This window comes from Jatrophihabitans cynanchi, assembly GCF_027247405.1.
In the GTDB taxonomy this organism is placed as follows: Bacteria; Actinomycetota; Actinomycetes; order Mycobacteriales; family Jatrophihabitantaceae; genus Jatrophihabitans_B; species Jatrophihabitans_B cynanchi.
Genome location: NZ_CP097463.1, coordinates 3,986,032 through 4,005,761, shown reverse-complemented (window position 1 = coordinate 4,005,761; position 19,730 = coordinate 3,986,032). Strand labels below are relative to the sequence as shown.

Annotated in this window: 19 protein-coding genes, 1 tRNA gene and 1 pseudogene; 10 read left to right on the top strand and 11 right to left on the bottom strand. The window is 70.3% G+C overall.

Translation table 11 applies throughout. The features are described from left to right. The first annotated feature begins 124 nt into the window (after window positions 1-124). The 6 genes from M6B22_RS19515 (at window position 125) to M6B22_RS19490 (ending at window position 3,304) form a co-directional block, all read left to right on the top strand. Window positions 125-946 (top strand): DUF3105 domain-containing protein, encoded by an 822-nt coding sequence (locus tag M6B22_RS19515; RefSeq protein ID WP_269443236.1) that lies wholly within the window; start codon window positions 125-127, stop codon window positions 944-946. Continuing rightward, window positions 946-1,635, top strand: coding sequence for a DUF305 domain-containing protein (locus M6B22_RS19510; protein WP_269443235.1), 690 nt, complete (start codon window positions 946-948; stop codon window positions 1,633-1,635). The genes M6B22_RS19515 and M6B22_RS19510 overlap by 1 nt, the downstream gene beginning before the upstream one ends. Before the next feature lie 23 nt (window positions 1,636-1,658). After that, window positions 1,659-2,327 carry a DUF3105 domain-containing protein gene (locus tag M6B22_RS19505; RefSeq protein ID WP_269443234.1) on the top strand — a complete coding sequence of 223 codons (669 nt, stop codon included), beginning with the start codon at window positions 1,659-1,661 and terminating at the stop codon, window positions 2,325-2,327. 43 nt (window positions 2,328-2,370) lie between these two features. Further along, window positions 2,371-2,442: transfer RNA gene (locus M6B22_RS19500), tRNA-Arg, on the top strand. Between the two features lie 117 nt (window positions 2,443-2,559). Further along, window positions 2,560-2,724 carry a hypothetical protein gene (locus M6B22_RS19495; protein ID WP_269443233.1) on the top strand — a complete coding sequence of 55 codons (165 nt, stop codon included), beginning with the start codon at window positions 2,560-2,562 and terminating at the stop codon, window positions 2,722-2,724. A 382-nt stretch (window positions 2,725-3,106) separates the two neighbouring features. Then, window positions 3,107-3,304: a hypothetical protein gene (locus M6B22_RS19490; protein ID WP_269443232.1), complete on the top strand. Its 198-nt coding sequence runs from the start codon at window positions 3,107-3,109 to the stop codon at window positions 3,302-3,304. Between the two features lie 92 nt (window positions 3,305-3,396). Here the strand turns inward: M6B22_RS19490 and M6B22_RS19485 are convergent, their stop codons facing one another. Then, complete coding sequence (locus tag M6B22_RS19485) at window positions 3,397-3,990, bottom strand: sulfocyanin-like copper-binding protein (RefSeq protein ID WP_269443231.1); 594 nt, start codon at window positions 3,988-3,990, stop codon at window positions 3,397-3,399. Then, on the bottom strand, window positions 3,987-4,193 hold the full coding sequence (locus M6B22_RS19480) for an SHOCT domain-containing protein (protein WP_269443230.1): 207 nt from the start codon (window positions 4,191-4,193) through the stop codon (window positions 3,987-3,989). The genes M6B22_RS19485 and M6B22_RS19480 overlap by 4 nt, the downstream gene beginning before the upstream one ends. A gap of 381 nt (window positions 4,194-4,574) precedes the next feature. Between M6B22_RS19480 and ligD the strand changes: the two are divergent. The 3 genes and pseudogenes from ligD to M6B22_RS19460 all read left to right on the top strand — a co-directional run bounded on the left by ligD (window position 4,575) and on the right by M6B22_RS19460 (window position 6,365). After that, window positions 4,575-5,340, top strand: a pseudogene (gene ligD, locus M6B22_RS22310) (non-homologous end-joining DNA ligase LigD). Window positions 5,341-5,443: 103 nt separating this feature from the next. Beyond that, window positions 5,444-5,716 carry an ArsR/SmtB family transcription factor gene (locus M6B22_RS19465; RefSeq protein ID WP_407935743.1) on the top strand — a complete coding sequence of 91 codons (273 nt, stop codon included), beginning with the start codon at window positions 5,444-5,446 and terminating at the stop codon, window positions 5,714-5,716. 1 nt (window position 5,717) lies between these two features. Beyond that, window positions 5,718-6,365, top strand: a complete 648-nt coding sequence (locus M6B22_RS19460) for a dihydrofolate reductase family protein (RefSeq protein WP_269443226.1) — start codon at window positions 5,718-5,720, stop codon at window positions 6,363-6,365. A gap of 145 nt (window positions 6,366-6,510) precedes the next feature. On the opposite strand, the gene M6B22_RS19455 is transcribed toward M6B22_RS19460, so the two are convergent. The 9 genes from M6B22_RS19455 to M6B22_RS19415 form a co-directional block, all read right to left on the bottom strand. Next, entirely contained in the window at window positions 6,511-7,155 is a 645-nt protein-coding gene (locus tag M6B22_RS19455; RefSeq protein WP_407935557.1) for a class I SAM-dependent methyltransferase, read from the bottom strand. Between the two features lie 272 nt (window positions 7,156-7,427). Continuing rightward, window positions 7,428-8,786 carry a transaminase gene (locus tag M6B22_RS19450; RefSeq protein WP_269443224.1) on the bottom strand — a complete coding sequence of 453 codons (1,359 nt, stop codon included), beginning with the start codon at window positions 8,784-8,786 and terminating at the stop codon, window positions 7,428-7,430. After that, the gene (locus M6B22_RS19445; protein WP_269443223.1) at window positions 8,783-9,811 is read right to left on the bottom strand and encodes a threonine aldolase family protein; all 1,029 of its coding nucleotides are present in this window, start codon (window positions 9,809-9,811) and stop codon (window positions 8,783-8,785) included. The genes M6B22_RS19450 and M6B22_RS19445 overlap by 4 nt, the downstream gene beginning before the upstream one ends. Window positions 9,812-9,822: 11 nt before the next feature. Beyond that, the gene (locus tag M6B22_RS19440; protein WP_269443222.1) at window positions 9,823-11,427 is read right to left on the bottom strand and encodes a serine hydrolase domain-containing protein; all 1,605 of its coding nucleotides are present in this window, start codon (window positions 11,425-11,427) and stop codon (window positions 9,823-9,825) included. After that, a complete protein-coding gene (gene lysA, locus M6B22_RS19435; protein ID WP_269443221.1) occupies window positions 11,424-12,677 on the bottom strand; it encodes a diaminopimelate decarboxylase in 1,254 nt (417 codons plus the stop codon). Before lysA ends, M6B22_RS19440 begins: the two co-directional genes overlap by 4 nt. Further along, complete coding sequence (locus M6B22_RS19430) at window positions 12,667-14,106, bottom strand: xylulokinase (RefSeq protein WP_269443220.1); 1,440 nt, start codon at window positions 14,104-14,106, stop codon at window positions 12,667-12,669. The genes lysA and M6B22_RS19430 overlap by 11 nt, the downstream gene beginning before the upstream one ends. A gap of 22 nt (window positions 14,107-14,128) precedes the next feature. Further along, window positions 14,129-15,487, bottom strand: a complete 1,359-nt coding sequence (locus M6B22_RS19425) for an aspartate aminotransferase family protein (protein ID WP_269443219.1) — start codon at window positions 15,485-15,487, stop codon at window positions 14,129-14,131. Between the two features lie 33 nt (window positions 15,488-15,520). Further along, a complete protein-coding gene (locus M6B22_RS19420; protein ID WP_269443218.1) occupies window positions 15,521-16,990 on the bottom strand; it encodes a leucyl aminopeptidase family protein in 1,470 nt (489 codons plus the stop codon). 6 nt (window positions 16,991-16,996) lie between these two features. Next, window positions 16,997-18,649, bottom strand: coding sequence for an ABC transporter substrate-binding protein (locus M6B22_RS19415; RefSeq protein WP_269443217.1), 1,653 nt, complete (start codon window positions 18,647-18,649; stop codon window positions 16,997-16,999). Window positions 18,650-18,759: 110 nt separating this feature from the next. Here M6B22_RS19415 and M6B22_RS19410 point away from each other — a divergent pair, with 110 nt between their 5' ends. Next, window positions 18,760-19,722: an ABC transporter permease gene (locus tag M6B22_RS19410; RefSeq protein WP_269443216.1), complete on the top strand. Its 963-nt coding sequence runs from the start codon at window positions 18,760-18,762 to the stop codon at window positions 19,720-19,722. The last annotated feature ends 8 nt before the right edge of the window (window positions 19,723-19,730 follow it).

Below are 19,730 nucleotides of genomic sequence, written 5' to 3'. Positions count from 1 at the left end.
AATCCTAGTGGCCGCGGCCCGGCCCCTTTTGGTTGGCGGCGGCTGTGAGCACACCGCCCTCGCCGGGGCGAGCACCTAGACTTGCGGGCGGATCGATCCGTCCCCTCGTCACGAAGGCAGGCCGATGGCCCAGCGCAAGTCCACGCCACCGTCGGGCAAGCCCGCAAGCGGCCGCACCGACAGCAAGCCCGGTGCAGCCAAGTCCGCGGCGGCCGCGAAGTCCGCGCTGACCAAGTCGTCCGCCGGGCGGCCGCCGGTGAAGAAGAAGCCGGGCAAGTCGATCGTCAACCAGAAGCAGACGCCGTGGGGGCTGATCGCCACCACCGTAGTGATCGTGATCTTCGCCGTCGGCATCGTGGTCTTCGCGGTGACCCGGCACAAGGACAACTCGAGCAGCAACCCGTACACGCAGCCCGAGCTCGCCGACGCCAAGGCGATCGCCGGGGTCACGTACAAGAAGGAGCCCGATCACACCCACGTCGAGGGCGTGATCAAGTACGACTCCACCCCACCGGTCGGCGGCAATCACAGCCAGTACTGGGCCGACTGCACCGGCACGGTCTACTCCGCCCCGATCGCGAACGAGAACGCCGTGCACATGCTCGAACACGGCGCGATCTGGATCACCTACAACGCCAAGACCCTCCCCGCCGACCAGCTGGCGACCCTGACCAAGCTCGTCAGCGGCAAGGACGGTCTCGCGCTGAGCCCGTATCCCGACCTGAAGTCGCCGATCTCGCTCCAGGCGTGGGGCTACCAGCTGTTCGTCGACAACGCGAACGACGCGCGCATCCAGGAGTTCATCAGCGCGCTGCGGTACAACCAGAAGACGACTCCTGAGTTCGGCGCCTCCTGCTCGCAACCCACCTTCAAGACCAACCCGAGCACGTTCGGGCATCCGCTGTGGACGCCCGCCAGCGGCGGGTCCGGAGCGACGATGCCGTGATGGCTGCCGACCTCGACGCCGCACCGATCGCGGAGGATGACCCACCGCGGGGCGGGCGCCGTCCGGTCACCGTGGTGCTGGTGGCGCTGCTCGGGGCCGCGGCGCTGGTGATCGCCGGGACGGTCGGCTGGCTGGTGCGCGGCGACGGTGCGTCCGGCGACCGGGTCACCGCGTCGTCCGTCGACGCGGGCTTCGCACGGGACATGTCCACGCACCACACCCAGGCCGTGACCATGGCCGGCTACGAGCGCGACAACACGACGAACGCCTCGCTGAAGATCCTGGCCTTCGACATCGAGACGTCCCAGCAGTTCCAGCTCGGCCAGATGCAGGGCTGGCTGGACGGGTGGAAGCTCGGGCGGCAGTCGTCGATCCCGCAGATGCAGTGGATGGGGCACTCGGGCCACCTGGAGGACGACGGGCTGATGCCCGGCATGGCCACGCCGGCCCAGATGAGCAAGCTGGAGTCCTCGCACGGCACCGCGCTGGACATCCTGTTTCTGCAGCTGATGATCCATCACCACCAGGGCGGGTTGCCGATGGCGCAGTACGCCGCGGACCATGCGAAGACCCCGCAGGTGCAGACGATGGCCACCGCGATCGTCACCGTGCAGAGCAACGAGATCGTCGTCATGGAGCAGTTGCTGCGCCAACTCGGCGGGTCGCCGTTGCCGCCGCCCGCCTCGTGACGAGGCGGTTCGCGAGGCTCGTCGTGGCATCGGTCGCGCTCGGGTTGGCGGCGTCCGCGTGCTCGTCCAGCACGTCCGGCGCCGGACACCAGAAGGGACCGACCGACACGTCGGCGGCGGCTTCGGCACGAGCTTCGCCGCCGGCCTCGGTGCAGCCGGACGCGGCCGAGGCGTACCGGCGCCCCGAGGCGCCGGCCGCGCAGGCCATCGACGGCGTGCGCTTCCACGTCGAACCGGACCACAACCACGTACAGGGCACCATCTCGTACGACACCACTCCGCCGACCGGTGGCAACCACAGCCAGCTGTGGGCGGACTGCACCGGCACCGTGTACACGCAGCCGATCGCCAACGAGAACGCCGTCCACATGCTCGAGCACGGCGCGGTCTGGATCACCTACAACGCCGCAACCCTGCCCGCCGCTCAGCTCGCGACGTTGCAGCGGCTCGTGGCCGGCGTCGATCACCTCGCGTTGAGCCCCTACCCGGACCTCAAGGCGCCGGTCTCACTGCAAGCGTGGGGCTACCAGCTGTTCGTCGACAGCGCGAACGATCCGCGGATCGCCCGGTTCATCGCTGCGCTGCGCTACAACCCGCAGACGACGCCCGAGTACGGCGCCACGTGCTCGATGCCGGCGTTCAAGGCGCATCCGAGCGCGTTCGGCCACCCGCTCTGGCTGCCGGCCGGGTAGTTCAGCCGACTCGCCCGGCACTGCTAGGCTGATCGGGTTTGCCGCCCCCGTAGCTCAGGGGATAGAGCACCGCCCTCCGGAGGCGGGAGCGCAGGTTCGAATCCTGCCGGGGGCACAGCGCTACAGGCTCCCATTTTCTGAACGCTGTCCATGATCGTTACCTGGTTACCTGTAGACAACGGGACCCAGCTTGCGCGCTTCGAGCCGGGACGACGCGGCACGCTACGTTTCAGTGATCGACAGTCTGCAGCAGCGCGGTTTGATCGCGACCACCTCCGCATGCATCTGGAGCCGCGCTCAGGAAGACTGGGACACCGGCAAGCAGGTGCTCGTCGGCAGCGTGCGCGTCGATCTGACCGAACCGCACCTGATGATCCCGCACAACCAGCACCCCTAATCCGTCCGTCTGGGCTGGGCCGCGGAAGCGAGCTACCCGCGACATGCGAGTGGCAGGCTGTCGTAGGTGAGCACGCCGCGAGACATCCACGACGAGCTGGACCGGGTCCGAGCCGACTTCGCAGACCTCGTCGCGCAGAGCAACGCCGAGTCGCTCGCGCGAGCGTCAGACGGACGCGATGGACGAACCGGCAACTGCTGTTCCACATGCTGTTCGCCTTCCTCATCACACGCAATCTGCGGTCGATCGTGAAACTCGTGTCACGCCTACCGCTGCGTGCTCAACGCGCCTTCGCCGGTTCACTGAACGCCGCATCGAGACCGTTCGATGTCATCAACTACTGGGGTTCCGTCATCGGGGGCGACTCGTCACGCCCGGACACATGAACGTGTGGATGGGCCGCGTCATCGCCTCCCTGCACCGGTACTTGGATCACGAGTCGGACCGCGCGCTGCGGCGAACGATGCGCTTTCCATCTCGGTGGGATCGGTACTTCACCAGCACCATGAGCCTGACCGACGTGTACCACTACGCGACGCTGCACTACGACCACCACCGCGCCCAACTCACGCTGCGCTAGCTAACTTGATCAGTCATCGCATGTAGGACGACCACTCAGCAGCGACCGACATCGTTCAGCCGATCGTGGCCGCAACCGTTCGGCACCATGCGCTAACCGACGTCGAGTTCGGTGGACATTCCGGCGGCATAGTGGCCAGGCAGATTGCAGACCAGCTCGTATCGCCCGGCGGGAAGGGTCAGCGTCGTCCAACCGGTACTTCCAGGGGCGAGACCCGGGCCTGCTCCCGCGCCACATGTGTTCGACACCTCGCCGACGCTGCCCGCCTCATCGACCTTCCCATCGGCGCCCACGGCGCGGCTGCCGACAGTCGCTCCTGCGGGCAGAGTCAGCACGACCAACTCATGCGTCAGCACGCCGCTGTTGGTCACGCGCAACGACACGGTACCGACGCCAACGGATGCCGTGCTGGCAACGATCCGCATCATCCCGGCATGCCAGGAGCGCCAACGGCCCTGGCCACCCATCATGCCGCCGCCCATGCCGCGCATGTCCACGAGCGACACGTGGACCACCGAGCCCGACAACGCGGGGCTCGAGCACGTGGTGTACGCGACCGTGTTCGAACGGTGGTCGAACGCACCCGCGGCAGCACCGAGGCTGACCGTAGAGGCGGCGGTCAGCACGACGACCGCGGCGGCGGCGAGTGCGAAATCGCGACGGCGCACCGCCAGGTCGGTGATCACGAGAGTGCGAGTTCGTCGCGTCGGCGCCGATACTCGTCCTCGTCGATCTCGCCACGGGCGAAGCGCTCATCCAGAGTCCGCTGCGCCGCGCAGTTCTGCGCCGTGACCGGCGTCTGCGCGCCCGGTTCTGCAGGATGCTCACGCCGCGCCCCACGCACCGTATGCACGATGCCGGCGGCGACCGCTGACCAGAAGATCAGCATGAGCAGGCTCAGTAGTACCCAACTACCCGCACCCCAGCTACCGTCGTGCCCCATCATCTGAGCGCTCCCTGCAGACGGGTGAATGACATCGTCACACCACGGTGCACCGCGACGTGGTGTGATGCAGGGGCACGTGAACCTGCGTGGACGGGGCCAACGTCCCGGACCTTCCACGCGAACTCACAGGCGATCAGCACGCGGGGTGACGTGTTCGCCGGTTGAGCAGGCGCGGTGGGGGTCGATCACCAGGATCACCCTGCCTGGTGGCGGCATCGTCGGCATCTATCAGCCGAAACACTCTTTGGCTCTCGGGCGCACGGATGACGATTCGGTCTGACCCGAAACTGACGGGCTGTCCGCTCGCCGGGAGAAGATGGTCCCGTGGCTGCGAGTGAAACCCGCGACGGCGTCGCGCTCACCAACTTGGACGAGCCGCTGTTCGACGGTGCCCAAGCCACCAAGCGCGACCTCGTCGACTACCTCGACGCGCTTCACCCGCAGATCATCGAGGCCCTCAGCGACCGGCCGCTGTCGGTCATCCGCGCGCTGCGCGGTCAGAAGCCGTTCATGCAGAAGAACGTGCCGAAGTACACGCCGGACTGGGTCGCCACCACACCGGTGTGGTCCGCGGCCTCGAAGCGGGAGATCGCCTACGCGCTGTGCAACGACCGCCGGACCCTGTTGTGGCTCGCCAATCAGCGTGCCGTCGAATTCCATCCGACCCTGTTCCGGATTCCGGACACCGACGTCCCCACCCACCTCGTCCTCGACCTCGACCCACCCGAGGGCGGCCGCCACGACCGCATTCATCAAAGACGATCGCGAGGGGAAGGTCTTCCTCGACTCCACCCGCGCCGCCGGTGCCAGCGTGGCCGCCGTGTACAGCCCGCGGCTGCGGCCGGGCACGCCGGTGTCCTTTCCCGTCGCGTGGTCAGATCTCGCCGACGTGACCCCGGCCGACTTCACCGTGCGCACGGCACCCGCCCTGATCGGCGACGCGGACCCCTGGACGGCGCTGATGCCCGCACCCCAACCGGTGCCGACCGAACTCGTCGAGCAAGGCCGCACCATCCCGGCCGCCCGCGCGCAAGCGCTACACGAAGAGCTACGACGCAAGCACCGCGGCGAAGGACGGCGACGCGGCTAGCTCCGAGTCGTGACCACCGACTGATCACCCAACCGGGCAAGCAAGCTTGGTTGACAGACTTGTGCCCTTCGGCGATAGTTAGGTATGTCCCTAAGTATCCAGCATCGTGGAACGGTTGGTGAAGTCGCCGGCGGTCGCGTCTGCACTCGCCACGCCGTTCCCGATGGCACTGCCGTCGCTCAAGCAGCACGTTCGCGTTCTCGAGGACGCGGGGACCGGCACGTCGGAGAAGCACGGAGGCGTTCACACGGTGAGCCTGAAACCCGGCGGGCTCGACGTGCTGCAACTGCGGCTCGGTGACCACCGGATCCCCGCGAAACGCCAAGCCGACCGGCTCGGCATCCACCTGGTCCGCACGGCACCGAAGGAAGACTGACATGACCCGCGTTCGACTCGACCTGTTCCTCTCGCTCGATGGCTACGCCGCGACCGCAGAACCGACTCCCGAAAGCCCGATGGGCGAGGACTGGGAGCGGCTCACTGCCGCCTACGTCGCCACCCGCACGTTTCGCGAACTCGTCTTCGGCGACAGCAGTGGCGCCGGCACGACCGGCATCGACGACCGGTACGCCCGTGCGTCCTTCGAGGGCATCGGCTCGGAAATCATGGGCGCGGCGATGTTCGGTCTGCACTCGTTCCCCGAGGATCCGGACTGGAAGGGCTGGTGGGGCGACCAGCCGCCGTTCCACACCCCGGTCTACGTGCTCACCCACACCGCACCCCGTCCGTCGATTCCGATGCAAGGGGGAACGACGTTCCACTTCCGCAACGCCGCCATCAAGGAGGTGCTCGCGGAGGCGAGCGGGGCCGCCGGCGGCAACGACGTGCGCGTCGGCGGCGGGATCGGCACCGCGCGTGCCTTCCTGCTCGCCGGGCTGGTCGATCAGTTTCACGTGATGATCGCCCCGATCATCCTGGGCAAGGGAACCCGGCTGTGGGACGACCTGGGCGGCCTCGAGCAGACCCACACCGTGACGACCGAAGTGGCTGAGAGCGGCACCATCCACGTCAACTTCACGCGGTAGCGCCTTGCCAATCAGAAGCCGGCACGCTCGCGTCGCGGGAGCTGCCCGTCGTATGCCGACGCCGCGACCTGGCGATCCCGAGGGCATGGGGCCGGTCTGTAGCTGCCGCGCCAACTCGGGTCGGCCGGCGACGGCCACGCTGACGTCAGATCTGACTTCGCGCGATGATGATCGCCCCTGGGGTCTCCTCGTCCGGTCGCATCACCAGTTCGGCCTCTATGGTGAACCTTGCCTCCCGCAGCCAACGTGCAACCTCGTTCGGCCGGCGACGGTGACTGTCGACGTTGATCGAGCCACCCGAGTAGCCCTCAGACCTATGGCGCGTCCCATCACCGACATGAAAGCCAACGAGCAACGGACATCCCGGGTGCAGCACGCGATGGAACTGGGCGAACACCGCGGGCACGGCGTGATCGGGCACGTGGATCACTGACCAGAACGCGAGTACTCCCGTGACGGAGTCGTCGGCCAAGTCGAGGTCGGTCATCGTCCCCACCTCGAAGTCGAGGTCTGGGTAGTCGCGCCTCGCGATAGCGATCATGCCGGGCGAAAGATCGATGCCGAATGCGTCCACGCCAAGGTGATGGAGGTAATCGGTGACGTAGCCCGGACCGCAGCCGACGTCGACTACCCGACCGCCACCGGCAGCACGCACCAACTCGGCGAACAACGCCAGGCTTGCGCGCAAGTAAGGACTCTCCTCGAGCAGGCCACGTACCTTGTCGGCGTAACCGAAGGCGTCGGTGTCGTACGAGGTCCGCGTGTCAGACAGCCAGCTGTCGGTCATCACAGAACACTAAAGCGCCCGGAACGACTTGTCGTGTACAGCGGCGCCGAGCGATCATGTGCCGCGCGACGCCGACCTCCGGCTCGATGCCCGCCCCGCTGAGCGAGCATCTCAGCAACGAATCGCATGCTCCGCCGAACGGCCGACGAAACCGTCGATGTCGAGCGCCGTCGACCCTGACGCCTCGGCGCAGCTTGGCGCATTGGTGCGCGGCAAGGTTGCCGCTAACGAGTAGCGGTGGGTCCTGAGCGGTTGCCGGTCTCGCGACCCCGGGGTCAGGCGACGAGGTTCGCGGCGGCAGCGTCGAACAGCTCGCTGTACTCGGCCACCTGCTCGTCGGTTGTTTCCGGGCACACCAAGGTCATGTTGTGGAACGGGGTCAGCAGGATCCCGCGGTTTGCCATGAACAGGTGCAGGTAGTCGTCCAGCTGGTCGTCCTGGGCGAGGTGCGACTCGGTGCCGGTGCGCGGTGCAGGGTCGCGGAAGCGCACCTCGGAGCGCGCGCCGAGTTCGCTCACGGTCCACGGGAGCCGGTGCTGCTCGATCGCCGCGCGTACGGACGCGGCGATCCGTGCCGATCGGCGGTGCATGCTCTCAAAGTTGGCCGGTGTCAGGACGTGCTCCAGCGTGGCGCGGGCGGCCGCGATCGACAGCGGGTTCCCGGCCAAGGTGCCACCGACGCCGCCCATGTCGACCAGGTCGAGGTCCGCGCGGTCCTGGAGTCGCGTGGCCACGTCGGCGCTGAGGCCGTACGCGCCGATCGGGACGCCGCCGCCGATCGCCTTGCCAAGGGTGACGATGTCCGGGTCGAGTCCCCAGGCCCGGGTTGCGCCGCCTGGGCCGGCGGAGAAGGTGTGCGTCTCGTCGTTGATCAGCAGTGCGCCATGCTCGCGGGCGAGCCGACTGGCCGCCTCGAGATAGCCCGGCTCGGGGAGGACGATGCCGATGTTCGTCAAGGCCGGCTCCATGATCACGGCAGCGACGTCGCCGTGCGCGAGTTCGCGGGCCAGCCCTTCGACGTCGTTGAACTCGGCCACCCGGCTGGTGAGCCGGACGTCGGTCGGCGCGCCTACGTTGCCCTCGCGCGGTGCGGACCCGCCGCCGGGGGTGGTGACGATCAGCGACTCATCCACCGTGCCGTGGTAGCAGTAGCTGTGGAACAGGATCTTCGGCCGGCCGGTGACGGCTCGCGCCAGCCGGATCGCCCATCGGTTCGCGTCGGTCGCGGTGAGTGAGAAGCTCCACTGGCTCACCCCGAACCGCGCGGTCAGCTCGGCGGCGACCCACTCGGCGTCGGTCGTCGGCATCATCGCGGCCAGCCCGCCTCCGTCGCGCAGGTGCCGCTCGATCGCCTCGGTCACCGCGGGCGCGGCGTGCCCGGCCATCGCGCCGGTGTCGCCGAGGCAGAAGTCGGTGTACTCGTGGCCGTCGATGTCCCTCACTCGTGCGCCGCGGGCGTGCGCGAGGAAGAGCGGGAAGTTGCCGGCCCGCTTGTTCATCCAGGTCATCGGCACCCGGCCGAACTGGTGTTCGGCGCGGCGGAACGCGGCCTCGGACGCGGGATGCCGTTGGACGTAGCCACGCTGCTCGGCGTCCAGCAGCTTGGCCAGCCGGTCCCGGTCGATGGTCGTCATGTGTCCTCCATGGTCGTCCGGACGACGCGCACGAGCTCGTGCACGACCGATTCGGTGGTGTCGAAGCTGGTCATCAGCCGGATCTGCGTACCGGGGGTGTTCCAGACCTGGAACGCGACCTGCTCGGCGAGCGCGCGCACGGTCCGCGCGGGCAGGCGCAGGAAGACCGCGTTCGCCTCGACCGGATGGCAGACCTCGACGCCTTCGACGCCGGCCAGCGCGGCGCGCAGCTCGGTCGCGGCGGCGTTCGCCTGCCGGGCGTTGGCCAGCCAGAGATCGTCCGCGAACAGCGCGAGGAACTGCGCCGAGACGAAGCGCAGCTTTGACGCGAGCTGGGCGGAGAACTTGCGGACGTAGTCGACCCGGCCGGCGGCGGCCGGGTCGAGCACGACGACCAGCTCGCCGAGCAGCGCGCCGTTCTTCGTCCCGCCGAAGGAGAGCACGTCCACGCCGACATCGACGGTGAGCGCGGCGAGCGGGACGTCGAGGCAGGCGGCCGCGTTCGCCAGCCGCGCGCCGTCCAGGTACACGGTCATGCCGAGCCCGTGCGCGTGCTCGCAGAGCGCGGCCAGCTCGTCCGGCCGGTAGACGGTGCCGAGCTCGGTGCTCTGCGTGAGGGAGACGACCTCGGGACGGGCGCGGTGCACGTCGTCGAAGCCGCGCGCCTGGCGGGACACCAACTCGGGGGTCAGCTTGCCGTCCGGCGTCTCGACCTCGTACACCTTCAGCCCGCCGATCTTCTCCGGCGCGCCGCACTCGTCGTAGGCGACGTGCGCGCTCGCCGCGGTGACCACCGCGCCCCACCGGTGGCACATCGCCTGGAGTGCGACGACGTTCGCGCCGGTGCCGGTGAGCACCGGATAGGCCGTCGCGGTCGGGCCGAAGTGCTCGCGGACCCGGTCCTGCAACTCTGTGGTCCACGGGTCGTCGCCGTAGCTCGCGGCGTGGCCGGTGTTCGCCGCCGCGATCGCGGCGAGGACGGCCGGGTGCACGCCGGAGCAGTTGTCGCTAGCGAATCCGCGCATCTCCCGACCTCTCACTGTGTCCCGGTGCGCGAGTACCCGCAGCCGTCCAGGTCCAGCAGCACCGCCCGGCTGTCGACGACCGCCCGGCACGTCAGCCGCTCGGGCAGCCACGGCGCGGCACCGATCCGGAACGTGTCGCCGTCGATCGGGACGAGTTGCTGGTCGGCGGTCGGCGCCTCGACGCCGCGGCAGGCGGTGAGCCAGAGCCGATCCTCGCGCGCGACGATCCGGAAGTTCGCGAACCACGGCGTGTGCGCGCGGTAGTGGCCGGGCAACGTGGTGAGCTGGGCCGCGCTCGCCCGTGGCTCGGCAGACGAGGCGGACGGTTCGACCGGTCGGTACAGCCAGTGCAACCGCAGCGCCGGGTGGTCGGTGGCCAGCCGGGCGTACGGGTCTCGGTAGATCCGCCCCGATGCGCCGCCGGCGTGGACGAGCGCGCGATCGCCGTCGGCCCCGAGCTCGACCTCGACCGGCTCGCCGGCCACGTCCGTGCCGCGCAGCCCGGCCAGGTCGGCCAGCTCGCCCGCGCGCACTGCGGGGTCGAAGTCGGGCAGCTGCGGCGGCGCGTCCGCGATGAGCACCTGATGCGCGAACCGGGCGAGCAGTTGCGCCGCGAGGCAGTCGCCGTCGGCGTTGGTCAGCGCGCCGACCGCCACGCCGTTGGTCCGATCGGCGAGCACGAAGCTGCCGTAGCCGATCATCCCGCCGCCGTGCGTGACGCAGTCGGCGCCGGCGATCCGTTCCACGTTCACGCCGAGGCCGTACCGGCTGAGGCTGACCGGCAGGCTGCCGGGCGGTGCGACGACGTCCTCGCCGTCCGGTGCCGTGGCCGTGGTGACCCGCCGCCAGGACTCGGCGGAGATCACCCGGTGGCCGTCGACCGCGCCGTCGCCCAGTAGCAGGCGCAGCAGGGTACCCAGGCCGGCTGCGTCGAGCGCCACGTTGCCGTCCGCGCCGTCCACCTCCAGCCAGGTACTCGGGACAAGCGGGTCGCCGGGCAGCCACGGCCGGTCGTCGCGCGCGGGCGTGCTGCCGACCGCCAGCAGCGGGCGGTCGGCGTGCGTCACCCGAGCCAGCGCGTCGCGCATGCCGAGCGGCACGAACACCCGGCGCCGCAGCACCGTCCAGTGTGGTTCGCCGGTCAGCGCGCGGACGATCTCGCCGAGCACGAGGTAACCGACGTTCGAGTAGTGAAAGTGCGCGCCGGGCGGCGCGGCGTCGCGGTCGCGCAGCGTCCATACCTGCGCCGCGGCGTCCGGGACCGCATCGGAGCCGCTGATCAGGCCGGACGTGTGCGCGAGCAGCCGGCCGACCGTGATCGCGCCGGTGTGCGGTCCGGCGGACAGCCAGGGGAGGTGGTCGAGCGTGCGATCGTCGAGATCGAGCCTGCCGTCGTCGACGAGCTGGCCGATCAGCACGGACGTCAGCAGCTTGCTGATCGAGCCGATCTCGAACAGGTGGGTGTCCCGGGTCGGCGTGCGCCGGTCCGGGTCGGCGTGCCCGAACGGGAGGGTGAATAGCGTGCGGTCGCGGTCGACGGCAACGACCACGCCGCCGGGCAGCGGCTGGTGGCGCAGCAGCTCCTCGGCCGCGGCACGGATGAGGTCCTGCGTCATGGCAGCAGTTGCTCGCGGACGAGCAGGTCGTCGATCGTCTCGCGACGCACTGCGAGCCGGGCGGTCCCGCTAGCGCAGAAGACGACGGCCGGCCGGAGCGCCGCGTTGTAGTTGTTGCTCATCGTGTAGCAGTACGCGCCGGTGACCGGGACGGTGAGCAGGTCGCCGACCCGCGGCCGGGTCAGTGCGACGTCACGCGCCAGGGTGTCGCCGGACTCGCAATGCCGGCCGACTACATCGCACACCTCCGGCTCGTCGTCCCGGTCGATGATCGCCGGCTCGAACGGCTGGCCGTACAGCGCGACCTCGAGGTTGTCACCCATCCCGCCGTCGACCGCGACGTGCACCCGCGGGCCGCGCTTGACGGTCACCACGCGGTAGACGGTCAGCTGGGCGCAGGCCACCATCGACCGGCCGGGCTCGACGAGGATCTCCACGCCCGCACCGAGGTGCCGGTGCACGGCGTCGACCAGCCGGTCGGCGTACTCGTCAACGGACGGCGCGACGTCCGAGGACACGTACCGGACGCCGAGGCCCCCGCCCAGGTCGTACACCGGAAAGCGTTCGAGCCGGCTCAGCGCCTCGACCTCGGCGACGAACTGCTCGACGTCGAGCACCTGCGAACCGATGTGCGCGTGCAGGCCGCGCAGGTCGAGCATCGGTTCGCGGCGAATGCGCGCGATCACCTCGGCGATCTGTCCGGACGGGATGCCGAACTTGGCGGTGTCGTGGCCGGTCATCATCGCCTCGTGCGTGCTGGCCGCCACCTGTGGGCTGACCCGCAGCAGCACCGGCACCGGTGCGTCGGCCAGCCGGGCGACGCGATCGACGTCGTCCAGGTTGTCGATCACGACGTAGCGCACGCCGGCCTCGATCGCGAGCCGCAGCTCGGCGTCGGTCTTCGCGTTGCCGTGAAAGACCATCGTCGCCGGGTCCGCGCCGCCGGCCCGTGCGAGCTCCAACTCGCCGCCGGCCGCCACGTCCAGCCCGCAGCCCTCCTGCGCCATCAGGCCGAGAACGGCGGCGCAGGGGTAGGCCTTGGAGGCGAAGAGCACGGTGCTGCGCGGGTGCCGCCGGGCGAAGGCGTCCCGGAAGCCGCGGACGTGCGCGCGCAGCGCGCCCTCGTCGACGACGAACAGCGGCGTGCCGAACTCCGCGACGAGGTCGGCGACGACACAACCACCGACGACCAGCCGGCCGGCGGCGTCCAGGGTGCTGCCGTCCGGGTACAGGCTCAGGTCAGCGATCATCGGACGCCTCGCTGCCGATGTGACCCACGCGCTGCCTCAAGTGCTCGTGCCGGTCGAAGAGGTCGGCCCACCGTGCGGCGCGGTCCGCCCGCGGTTCCACGTGCACGCGACCGGCGGCCGGTGCCGCGACGTCCAGGCCGACCGCGCGGGCGGCGAGCAGCGCCGCGCCGAGTGCCGAGTGCGCCGGCTCGTCCGGGTCGAAGCAGACCGGACGACCGGTGGCGTCCGCGAGGTCCTGCGCGAACGGCCGGCACAGCATCCGGCCGGCGGCGAACACCGCCCCGTCGCCGCCGACCAGGTCCACGCAGCGGACGGACTCGAGCACGATGCCGGTCAGCAGCGCGCGGCCGAGCTCGGCGCGGCCGTGGCCGAGGTGCAGGCCGAGCAGCGCGCCGCGCAGGTCCGGGTCCCACAGCGCGCCCTGCTCGCCCGGCCCGAGGTAGGGCAGGAAGGCCGGCCACGCCGGCTCGTCCGCCCGGTACGCCAGCTCGGCCAACTCCGCCGCGCCGCCGGGCAGTTCGAACAGCCCGGCCAGCCAGGCCAGTGCCGAGCCGGTGGCGAGCAGGTCCGCCTCGGCCGCCCAGCCGTCGTCGATGGTGGGCGTGAGCAGGTAGCGGTGCGCGTCGTCCAGGACGGCCTCCGCACGCATACCGAGGACGGCGGTACTCGTCCCGCACAGGTACGCGGTGTCCCCCGGCCGGACTGCGCCGGCGGCCAGCGCACCGAGCACCGAGTCGCCGGCGCCGAGCACGATCGGGACACCGGCCGGGATGCCGAGCTCGGCCGCCGCCGCGTCGTGCAGCGGCCGGGCCGCCGTGGCCGAGCGGACGGCGGGCAGCGCACGGCCGTCCGACCAGGCCTGCTCCCACGTCCCGTCGGTGAGCAGGTAGCAGCCGTAGCCGGCCGCGGTGCTCGGGTCGGTCAGCAGCTCGCCGGTCAGCCGGTGGAACAGGTAGTCCTTCGCGCCTGCCACCGTCCTCGTCCGGCCGCCGGCCTCGGGCGCCCGGTCGGCGAGCGCGGCCGCCATCGGCAGCAGGTACCGGCCGTCCACCCACTGCCCGGTCCGCCGGTACAGCTCCGCGCCGCCGACCCGCGCGCGCAACTGCGCGGCGGCGGGCTCGCCCCGGGCGTCCTCCCACGTGATCGCCGGCGCGGTCGGCTCGTTGCGCTCGTCGAGCGCGACGAGGGTGGGCAGCATCGCGGCGAGCCCGATCGCCGTCCACCGCTCGGCCGGCGCGGCCGCGGCCAGCTCGCGCAGCACGGCGCCGACCGCGCGCCACCAGTCGGCCAGGTCCTGCTCTGCCGCGCCCGGCTCCGGACGGGCGGTCGGGTAGCCGTGCCGGGCACGGGCCAGCACCACACCGTCCGCTGATAGCGCCACCGCCTTGACCGCGGACGTGCCGAGGTCGAGGCCCACGCTGATCGTCACCGGACGGCCCGGCGGTCCGGCGTCACGCGCGGCGCACCGCGGCGGTCAGCGCGTCGGCGGCCGCGGTCAGCGTCTCGTCGATGTCCGAGTCGGTGTGCACGAGCGAGACGAAAAGGTTCTCGAACTGGAGCGGGTGGAACAGCACGCCGCGCAGCAGCATCTCCTGGAACCAGCGGGTGAACATCGCCTCGTCGGCGTAGGCGGACGCGTCTCGCCAGTTCTTGATCGGCCGGTTGGCGAACCAGAGTTGGAAGACCGTCCCCAGCCCCTCGACGTAGGCGTCGATGCCACGTTCCGCGGTGAGCGCGCGCAGCCCGTCGGCTAGCCGATCGCCGAGCGCGCGCTGCCGCTCGTACAGGCCGGGCTCGGCGAGCACGTCCATCGTCGCGGACACCGCAGCGCACTGGATCACGTTGGCGTTGTACGTGCCGGAGTGCGAGTACCGGCCCTCGGCGATCAGGCGCATCGCGTCGAGAGTGCCACCGATCGCCGCCACTGGGAAGCCGCCGCCGAGCCCTTTGGCGAGCGTGGTGAGGTCCGGCGTGACGCCGAAGTACTCCTGCGCGCCGCCGCGGGCGAATCGGAAGCCGGTGATCACCTCGTCGAAGATCAGCAGCGCGCCGTACTCGCGGGTGACGTCGCGCAGCAGTTGCAGGTAGCCGGGCTCGGGCAGGATGCAGCCGGTGTTGAACACCGCCGCCTCGGTGATCACCGCCGCGACCTCGTCGCCGCGTTCACGCATGACCCGGACGAAGCTCTCCGGGTCGTTCCAGCTGAGCACGATCAGCGTGTCGCTGAGTTCAAGTGGCACGCCGGGGCCGGACGGCACGGGACGTGGCTGGTCGGCCGGGCCGGCCAGCTCGGGGTCGACGTGGTTGGACCAGTACACGACGTCCTGCCAGCCGTGGTAGTGGCCCTCGAAGCGGATCACCAGCCGCCGGCCGGTGGTGGCGCGGGCCAGCCGGACGGCGGTGCCCACCGCCTCCGAGCCGGAGTTGGTGAACCGGACCTGGTCGATGCCGGGCACCGCGTCCACGACCTTCTCCGCGGCCTCGATCTCCAGCTCGTACGGCAGCCCGAAGCAGGTGCCGTACTCGTCGATCGCGTCCGCGACCGCCCTGGTCACCACTGGGTGCCGGTGGCCGAGGATCATCGGACCCAGGCCGAGCAGGTAGTCGATGTACTCGTTGCCGTCCACGTCGCGCAGCCGGGAACCGCGCCCCTCGGCGATGAACGGCGGGTACGGGTGCCAACCGAAGCCGACGGTGCGCGCGCTGCTGCCGGCACCACCCGGGATCACCTGACTGGCGCGGGTGAACAGCTTGCGGGACAGCGCCGCCCGGCGCTCGTACTCGATCTCGAAAGCCGTCGCGTCAGTCATGACTCTCACAGTACATATACTCTGTATATTCTTTCAAGTCGGCGTACTCGTGATCAGCTCGAGCAGTGCACGGGTCGGTGAGCCGGTCGCGCCCTCGGGCCACGGCGCGAGCGCCGCCGGCAGGTACGCGGTGCCGCCGTTGTCGACGTGCGCCCAGGCGACGCCGTCGGCGAAGGTGCTCAGGTAGGTGGCCGCCATCATCGCGGTGTCCGAAACGTCCCGCGCACAGTTGCGCAGGTCGGCCACACCGGAGCGGAACAGCTCGCGATAGCGCGGCAGCAGCGGCAGCTCCCAACCCGGCTCGCCCGCCGCCGTGCCGGCGCGCAGCACGTCCGCGACCAGATCGGGCGCGTTGCCCCAGCAGCCCCAGCGCAGGTGGCCGAGGCCGCCGCCGTCGGTGAGCGTGCCGACGTCCACGATGCATCGTGCGCCGCTGCGGGCGAGGTGGGCAACCGCGTCGGCGAGGACGAGCCGGCCCTCGCTGTCGGTGTCGACCACCTCGGTGCGCCGGCCGTCCGGATGGGTGACGACGTCGCCGGGCCGTAGGGCGCGCGACCCCGGCATGTTCTCGGTGAGCGGCAGCACCGCGTGCACGGTGCGGGACGCGCCGAGTTCGGCGGCCGCGCACACCGCGGCAGCCACCGCGGCGGCGCCGGCCATGTCCGACTTCATCCAGGCGATCTCGTCCGGGTCGCGCTTGAGGTCGAGGCCGCCGGAGTCGAAGGTGATGCCCTTGCCGGCCAGGCCCAGGACGTCGCGGCGCTCGGCGCCGAGCCGCAGCTCCACCACGGCCGGCGGCTGCGCGCTGCCGGCGGCCACGCCGAGCGTCGCGCCGAAGCCGCGCGTCGCCAGTTGGCGTGGCGTCCACACCCGCACCCGCACACCGGCGTTGCCGGCCCGCGCCCGGATCTCCTCGGCCAGGACGGACGGGACGAGCTCGCCGGCCGGCCGCTCGACCAGCTCGCGCACCCAGGACGTCGCCGCGGCCGCGGCCTGTGCCGTCCGCACCGCAGCGCGCAGCGCCGGATCGGCGGCCCGGTCCGGGGCCGCGAGCAGCAGACTGACCGCGCCGGCCGGGCGCGCACCGCGGTCGGCGCGCTGCCGGTAGCCGCCGATCAGCAGCCCTTCGACGCAGGCCCGCACCGCCGCGGGCCGGTCGGTGCCGAGGCCGGCCAGCGTGGTCGCGACCCGGCGGTGGCCGCGGATCGCCGCGGCGGCGGCCATCGCGGCCTCGGCCACGCCTGCCAGGCCCGCAGCCACGCCGACCAGCACCACGGTCACGCCGCACGACGGCACGACGAGCGCGCACGTCTCACCGACCGCCGCACCGAACGCCGGCGCGTGGCGCCGGACGACCGCGTCGAGGTCGAGGCCCAACGCCGCCGCCACGTCCCGGCTCGCGTCGTCGAACACCGCGCCGCGTGCGCCGGCGGAGGCCACGAGCACGACCGCGTCCGGGCGCAGCGCGGCGACTCCTCGGTTGGTGAGCTGCACCGAGGTCACCGGCGCTCAGCCCTTCTGGTGCACGTCGAGCAGCGTGTCGATCGACATGTTGTTGACCGAGCCGAGCAGCGGTGACATCTCGAACCCCGTCCACTTCGGGCTGTGCGCTTCGATGATGTCCGGGTAGTTCAGCACGATGTAGGGCCGGTCGTCGAACACCATCTGCTGCATCTGGTTGACGACCCGCTGCCGGTCGGCCCGGTTGAGCAGCGTGCTCTGCTGCGCGTACAGCGCGTCGAACTCCTTGTTGCAGTAGCCGCTGTCGCTGTTGTTGCCCCACTGCGCGCAGGTGAGGTCGCCGAGGATGTTCTGGGGGTCGGGCGGCAGCACCCAGTCCCACATCGCGACGTCGTAGTCCTCGTACTTGTTGTTCGACCCGGCGATCGCGGTGAACGCCGCGGTGGGGTCCATCTTGCGCTCGTTGAGCTTGACGCCGATCTGCGCGAAGTCCTGCTGGATGATCTGGAAGGTGCGGTCGCCCGAACCGTTGATCTCGGTCGGGAAGATCAGCTGGTAGCTCATCGGGTGCCCATTCGCGACCCGCACGCCGTCCGAGCCCTTGTGGAAGCCGAGGCCGTCCAGGATCGCGTTCGCCTTGGCCAGGTCGAACGGCAGCGGCTTGACCGCCGGATCGTTCCAGCCGGACGCGGGGGCAACCACGCTCGCGCTGGGCGTCGCGTAGCCGAGCCAGGCGGTGTCGATGATCCGTTTGCGGTCGATGGCGTACTCCATCGCCTCGCGAACCTGCGGGTTCGCCAGTTCCGGGTGCTTCTTCTGCGTGGTGTTCGTGTTGATGATGAAGTCCATGAATGTCAGGCTGGGCGCGGTCAGCACGACCATGCCCGCCGACTTCAGGCTGGCGACGACGGTCGGTGGGGTGTGCTCGCCGATCATGTCCAGCTGACCGGACTTCAGCGCCGCCACCATCGCGTCGTCGGTCGCGAACATCTGGATGCCGAAGCCGTCGATGTGCGGCTTCTGGCCCCACCAGTTCGGGTTGCGGCGGAACAGCGCGACCTGGTTGGTCTGGTACTTCACCATCTCGAACGGCCCGCCGGACACCAGCGGCGTCGCGTCGTTCTGGAATGTCTTGATCTTGTTCCCGTTGCCGGTGGCGAGCGGTCCCCAGACCTGCTCGGGCAGGATGTGCACGCCCTGCATCTGCGCCAGCACATTCGCGACCGGCGCCGTGTAGTGCAGGACCAGCGTGTTCGCGTCGGTCGCGTTGGCGTCCTTCAGGCTGGTGACCAGGCCGGCCAGGTCGCCGGTCGGGCCGTCCTGGTACTTGACCATCATGTTCAGCGTGAACGCCGCGTCGTTCGCGGTCAGCGGCTTGCCGTCCGACCACTTCGCGCCGGAGACGGTGTGGAACGTCCAGGTCCGGCCGCCGTCGGTGGTCTGCCAGCTCTTCGCGAACGAGCCGACGAGCTGCACCTTGGCGTTGTACTGGACGAGGTGCGGATACACGTACTGATAGACGACCGAGCTGTAGTCCGACTGCGAGACGAACGGGTTCAGCGAGTCGATCGGCGTGCTGACGCCGATCCGCAGCACCCCGCCGTGCTTGCTGCCACCCCCCGAGGGTGAGCTGGAGCAGCCGGTCGCTACCAGACCGACCAGACCGAGGGCTATCACGATGATGCGCAGGCGTCGAGGCACGGTGTCTCCATCCGGCTTGTTGCGGACGTCGCAAAGGGACTAGGCGTGCTGAGTCTGCTCAGTATAATGTCTCCTGTCAACGACGCATGTGACGTCGAGAAGGGCGGGCCATGCGCGGCAGCGGGTACGTCGTCCGGCGGATCGTCTTCGCCGTCATCACGATCTACGTCGTACTGACCCTGAACTTTGTCCTGTTTCGGGTACTTCCCGGCAACGCGGTCACCCGGATCTCCCGGGTGCCGAACGCCTCCCCGAAGCTGAAGCACGCGCTCGAGGTGCAGTTCGGCCTCGACCGGCCGCTCTGGGTGCAGTACGGCCGCTACCTCGACCAACTGTTCCACGGCAACCTCGGGATCAGCTACGTCAACCAGCGGCCGGTGTTCGACAACCTGCGCGACGCGCTCCAGAACACGATCCCGATGGTCGCGATCGGCACCGTGCTGGCGCTGGTCATCGGCGTCGCGGTCGGCGTGCTCTCCGCGGTGCGCCGAGGCACGGTCACCGACCACGCGAGCACGAACCTCGCGGTGCTGTTCTACGCCTTCCCGACGCAGTTCCTCGGCCTGATGCTGCTGATGATGTTCGCCGGCGTGCTTCCGACGGCCGGGATGAGCGACGCGTTCGCGATCAACCCGTCCGGCTGGAGCCACCTGGTCGACATCGGCAAGCACATGATCCTGCCGGTCGCCACCCTCGTCCTCACCCTGTACGCCGAGAACGCACTGATCGTCCGCTCGGCGATGCTCGAGACGCTCGGCGAGGACTTCATCCTCACCGCGCGGGCGAAGGGTGTCCCGCGCCGGCGGATCATCCGCTCCTACGCGCTGCGCAATGCCATGCTGCCGACGATCACGCTGATCGCGCTGTCCCTCGGCTCGATCGTCACCGGCGCGATCCTCATCGAAGTGATCTTCTCCTGGCCGGGCATCGGCCGCGCGCTCTACGGCGCCGTACTGGCGCGCGACTACCCGATGCTCCAGGGCGGCTTCCTCGTCATCACCATCACCGTCGTCGTGCTGAACCTGCTCGCCGACCTGCTCTACGCCCGACTCGATCCGCGCATCAGGCACTGAAAGGCAGG

What these genes read in the sequence shown, in the direction of transcription:
- M6B22_RS19490 (WP_269443232.1), top strand. Translation starts at nt 3,107, where the DNA reads ATGAACGTGTGGATGGGCCGCGTCATCGCCTCCCTGCACCGGTACTTG.
- M6B22_RS19515 (WP_269443236.1), top strand. Translation starts at nt 125, where the DNA reads ATGGCCCAGCGCAAGTCCACGCCACCGTCGGGCAAGCCCGCAAGCGGC.
- M6B22_RS19410 (WP_269443216.1), top strand. Translation starts at nt 18,760, where the DNA reads ATGCGCGGCAGCGGGTACGTCGTCCGGCGGATCGTCTTCGCCGTCATC.
- M6B22_RS19445 (WP_269443223.1), bottom strand. Translation starts at nt 9,811, where the DNA reads ATGCGCGGATTCGCTAGCGACAACTGCTCCGGCGTGCACCCGGCCGTC.
- M6B22_RS19425 (WP_269443219.1), bottom strand. Translation starts at nt 15,487, where the DNA reads ATGACTGACGCGACGGCTTTCGAGATCGAGTACGAGCGCCGGGCGGCG.
- M6B22_RS19510 (WP_269443235.1), top strand. Translation starts at nt 946, where the DNA reads ATGGCTGCCGACCTCGACGCCGCACCGATCGCGGAGGATGACCCACCG.
- M6B22_RS19440 (WP_269443222.1), bottom strand. Translation starts at nt 11,427, where the DNA reads ATGACGCAGGACCTCATCCGTGCCGCGGCCGAGGAGCTGCTGCGCCAC.
- M6B22_RS19460 (WP_269443226.1), top strand. Translation starts at nt 5,718, where the DNA reads ATGACCCGCGTTCGACTCGACCTGTTCCTCTCGCTCGATGGCTACGCC.
- lysA (WP_269443221.1), bottom strand. Translation starts at nt 12,677, where the DNA reads ATGATCGCTGACCTGAGCCTGTACCCGGACGGCAGCACCCTGGACGCC.
- M6B22_RS19480 (WP_269443230.1), bottom strand. Translation starts at nt 4,193, where the DNA reads ATGCTGATCTTCTGGTCAGCGGTCGCCGCCGGCATCGTGCATACGGTG.
- M6B22_RS19450 (WP_269443224.1), bottom strand. Translation starts at nt 8,786, where the DNA reads ATGACGACCATCGACCGGGACCGGCTGGCCAAGCTGCTGGACGCCGAG.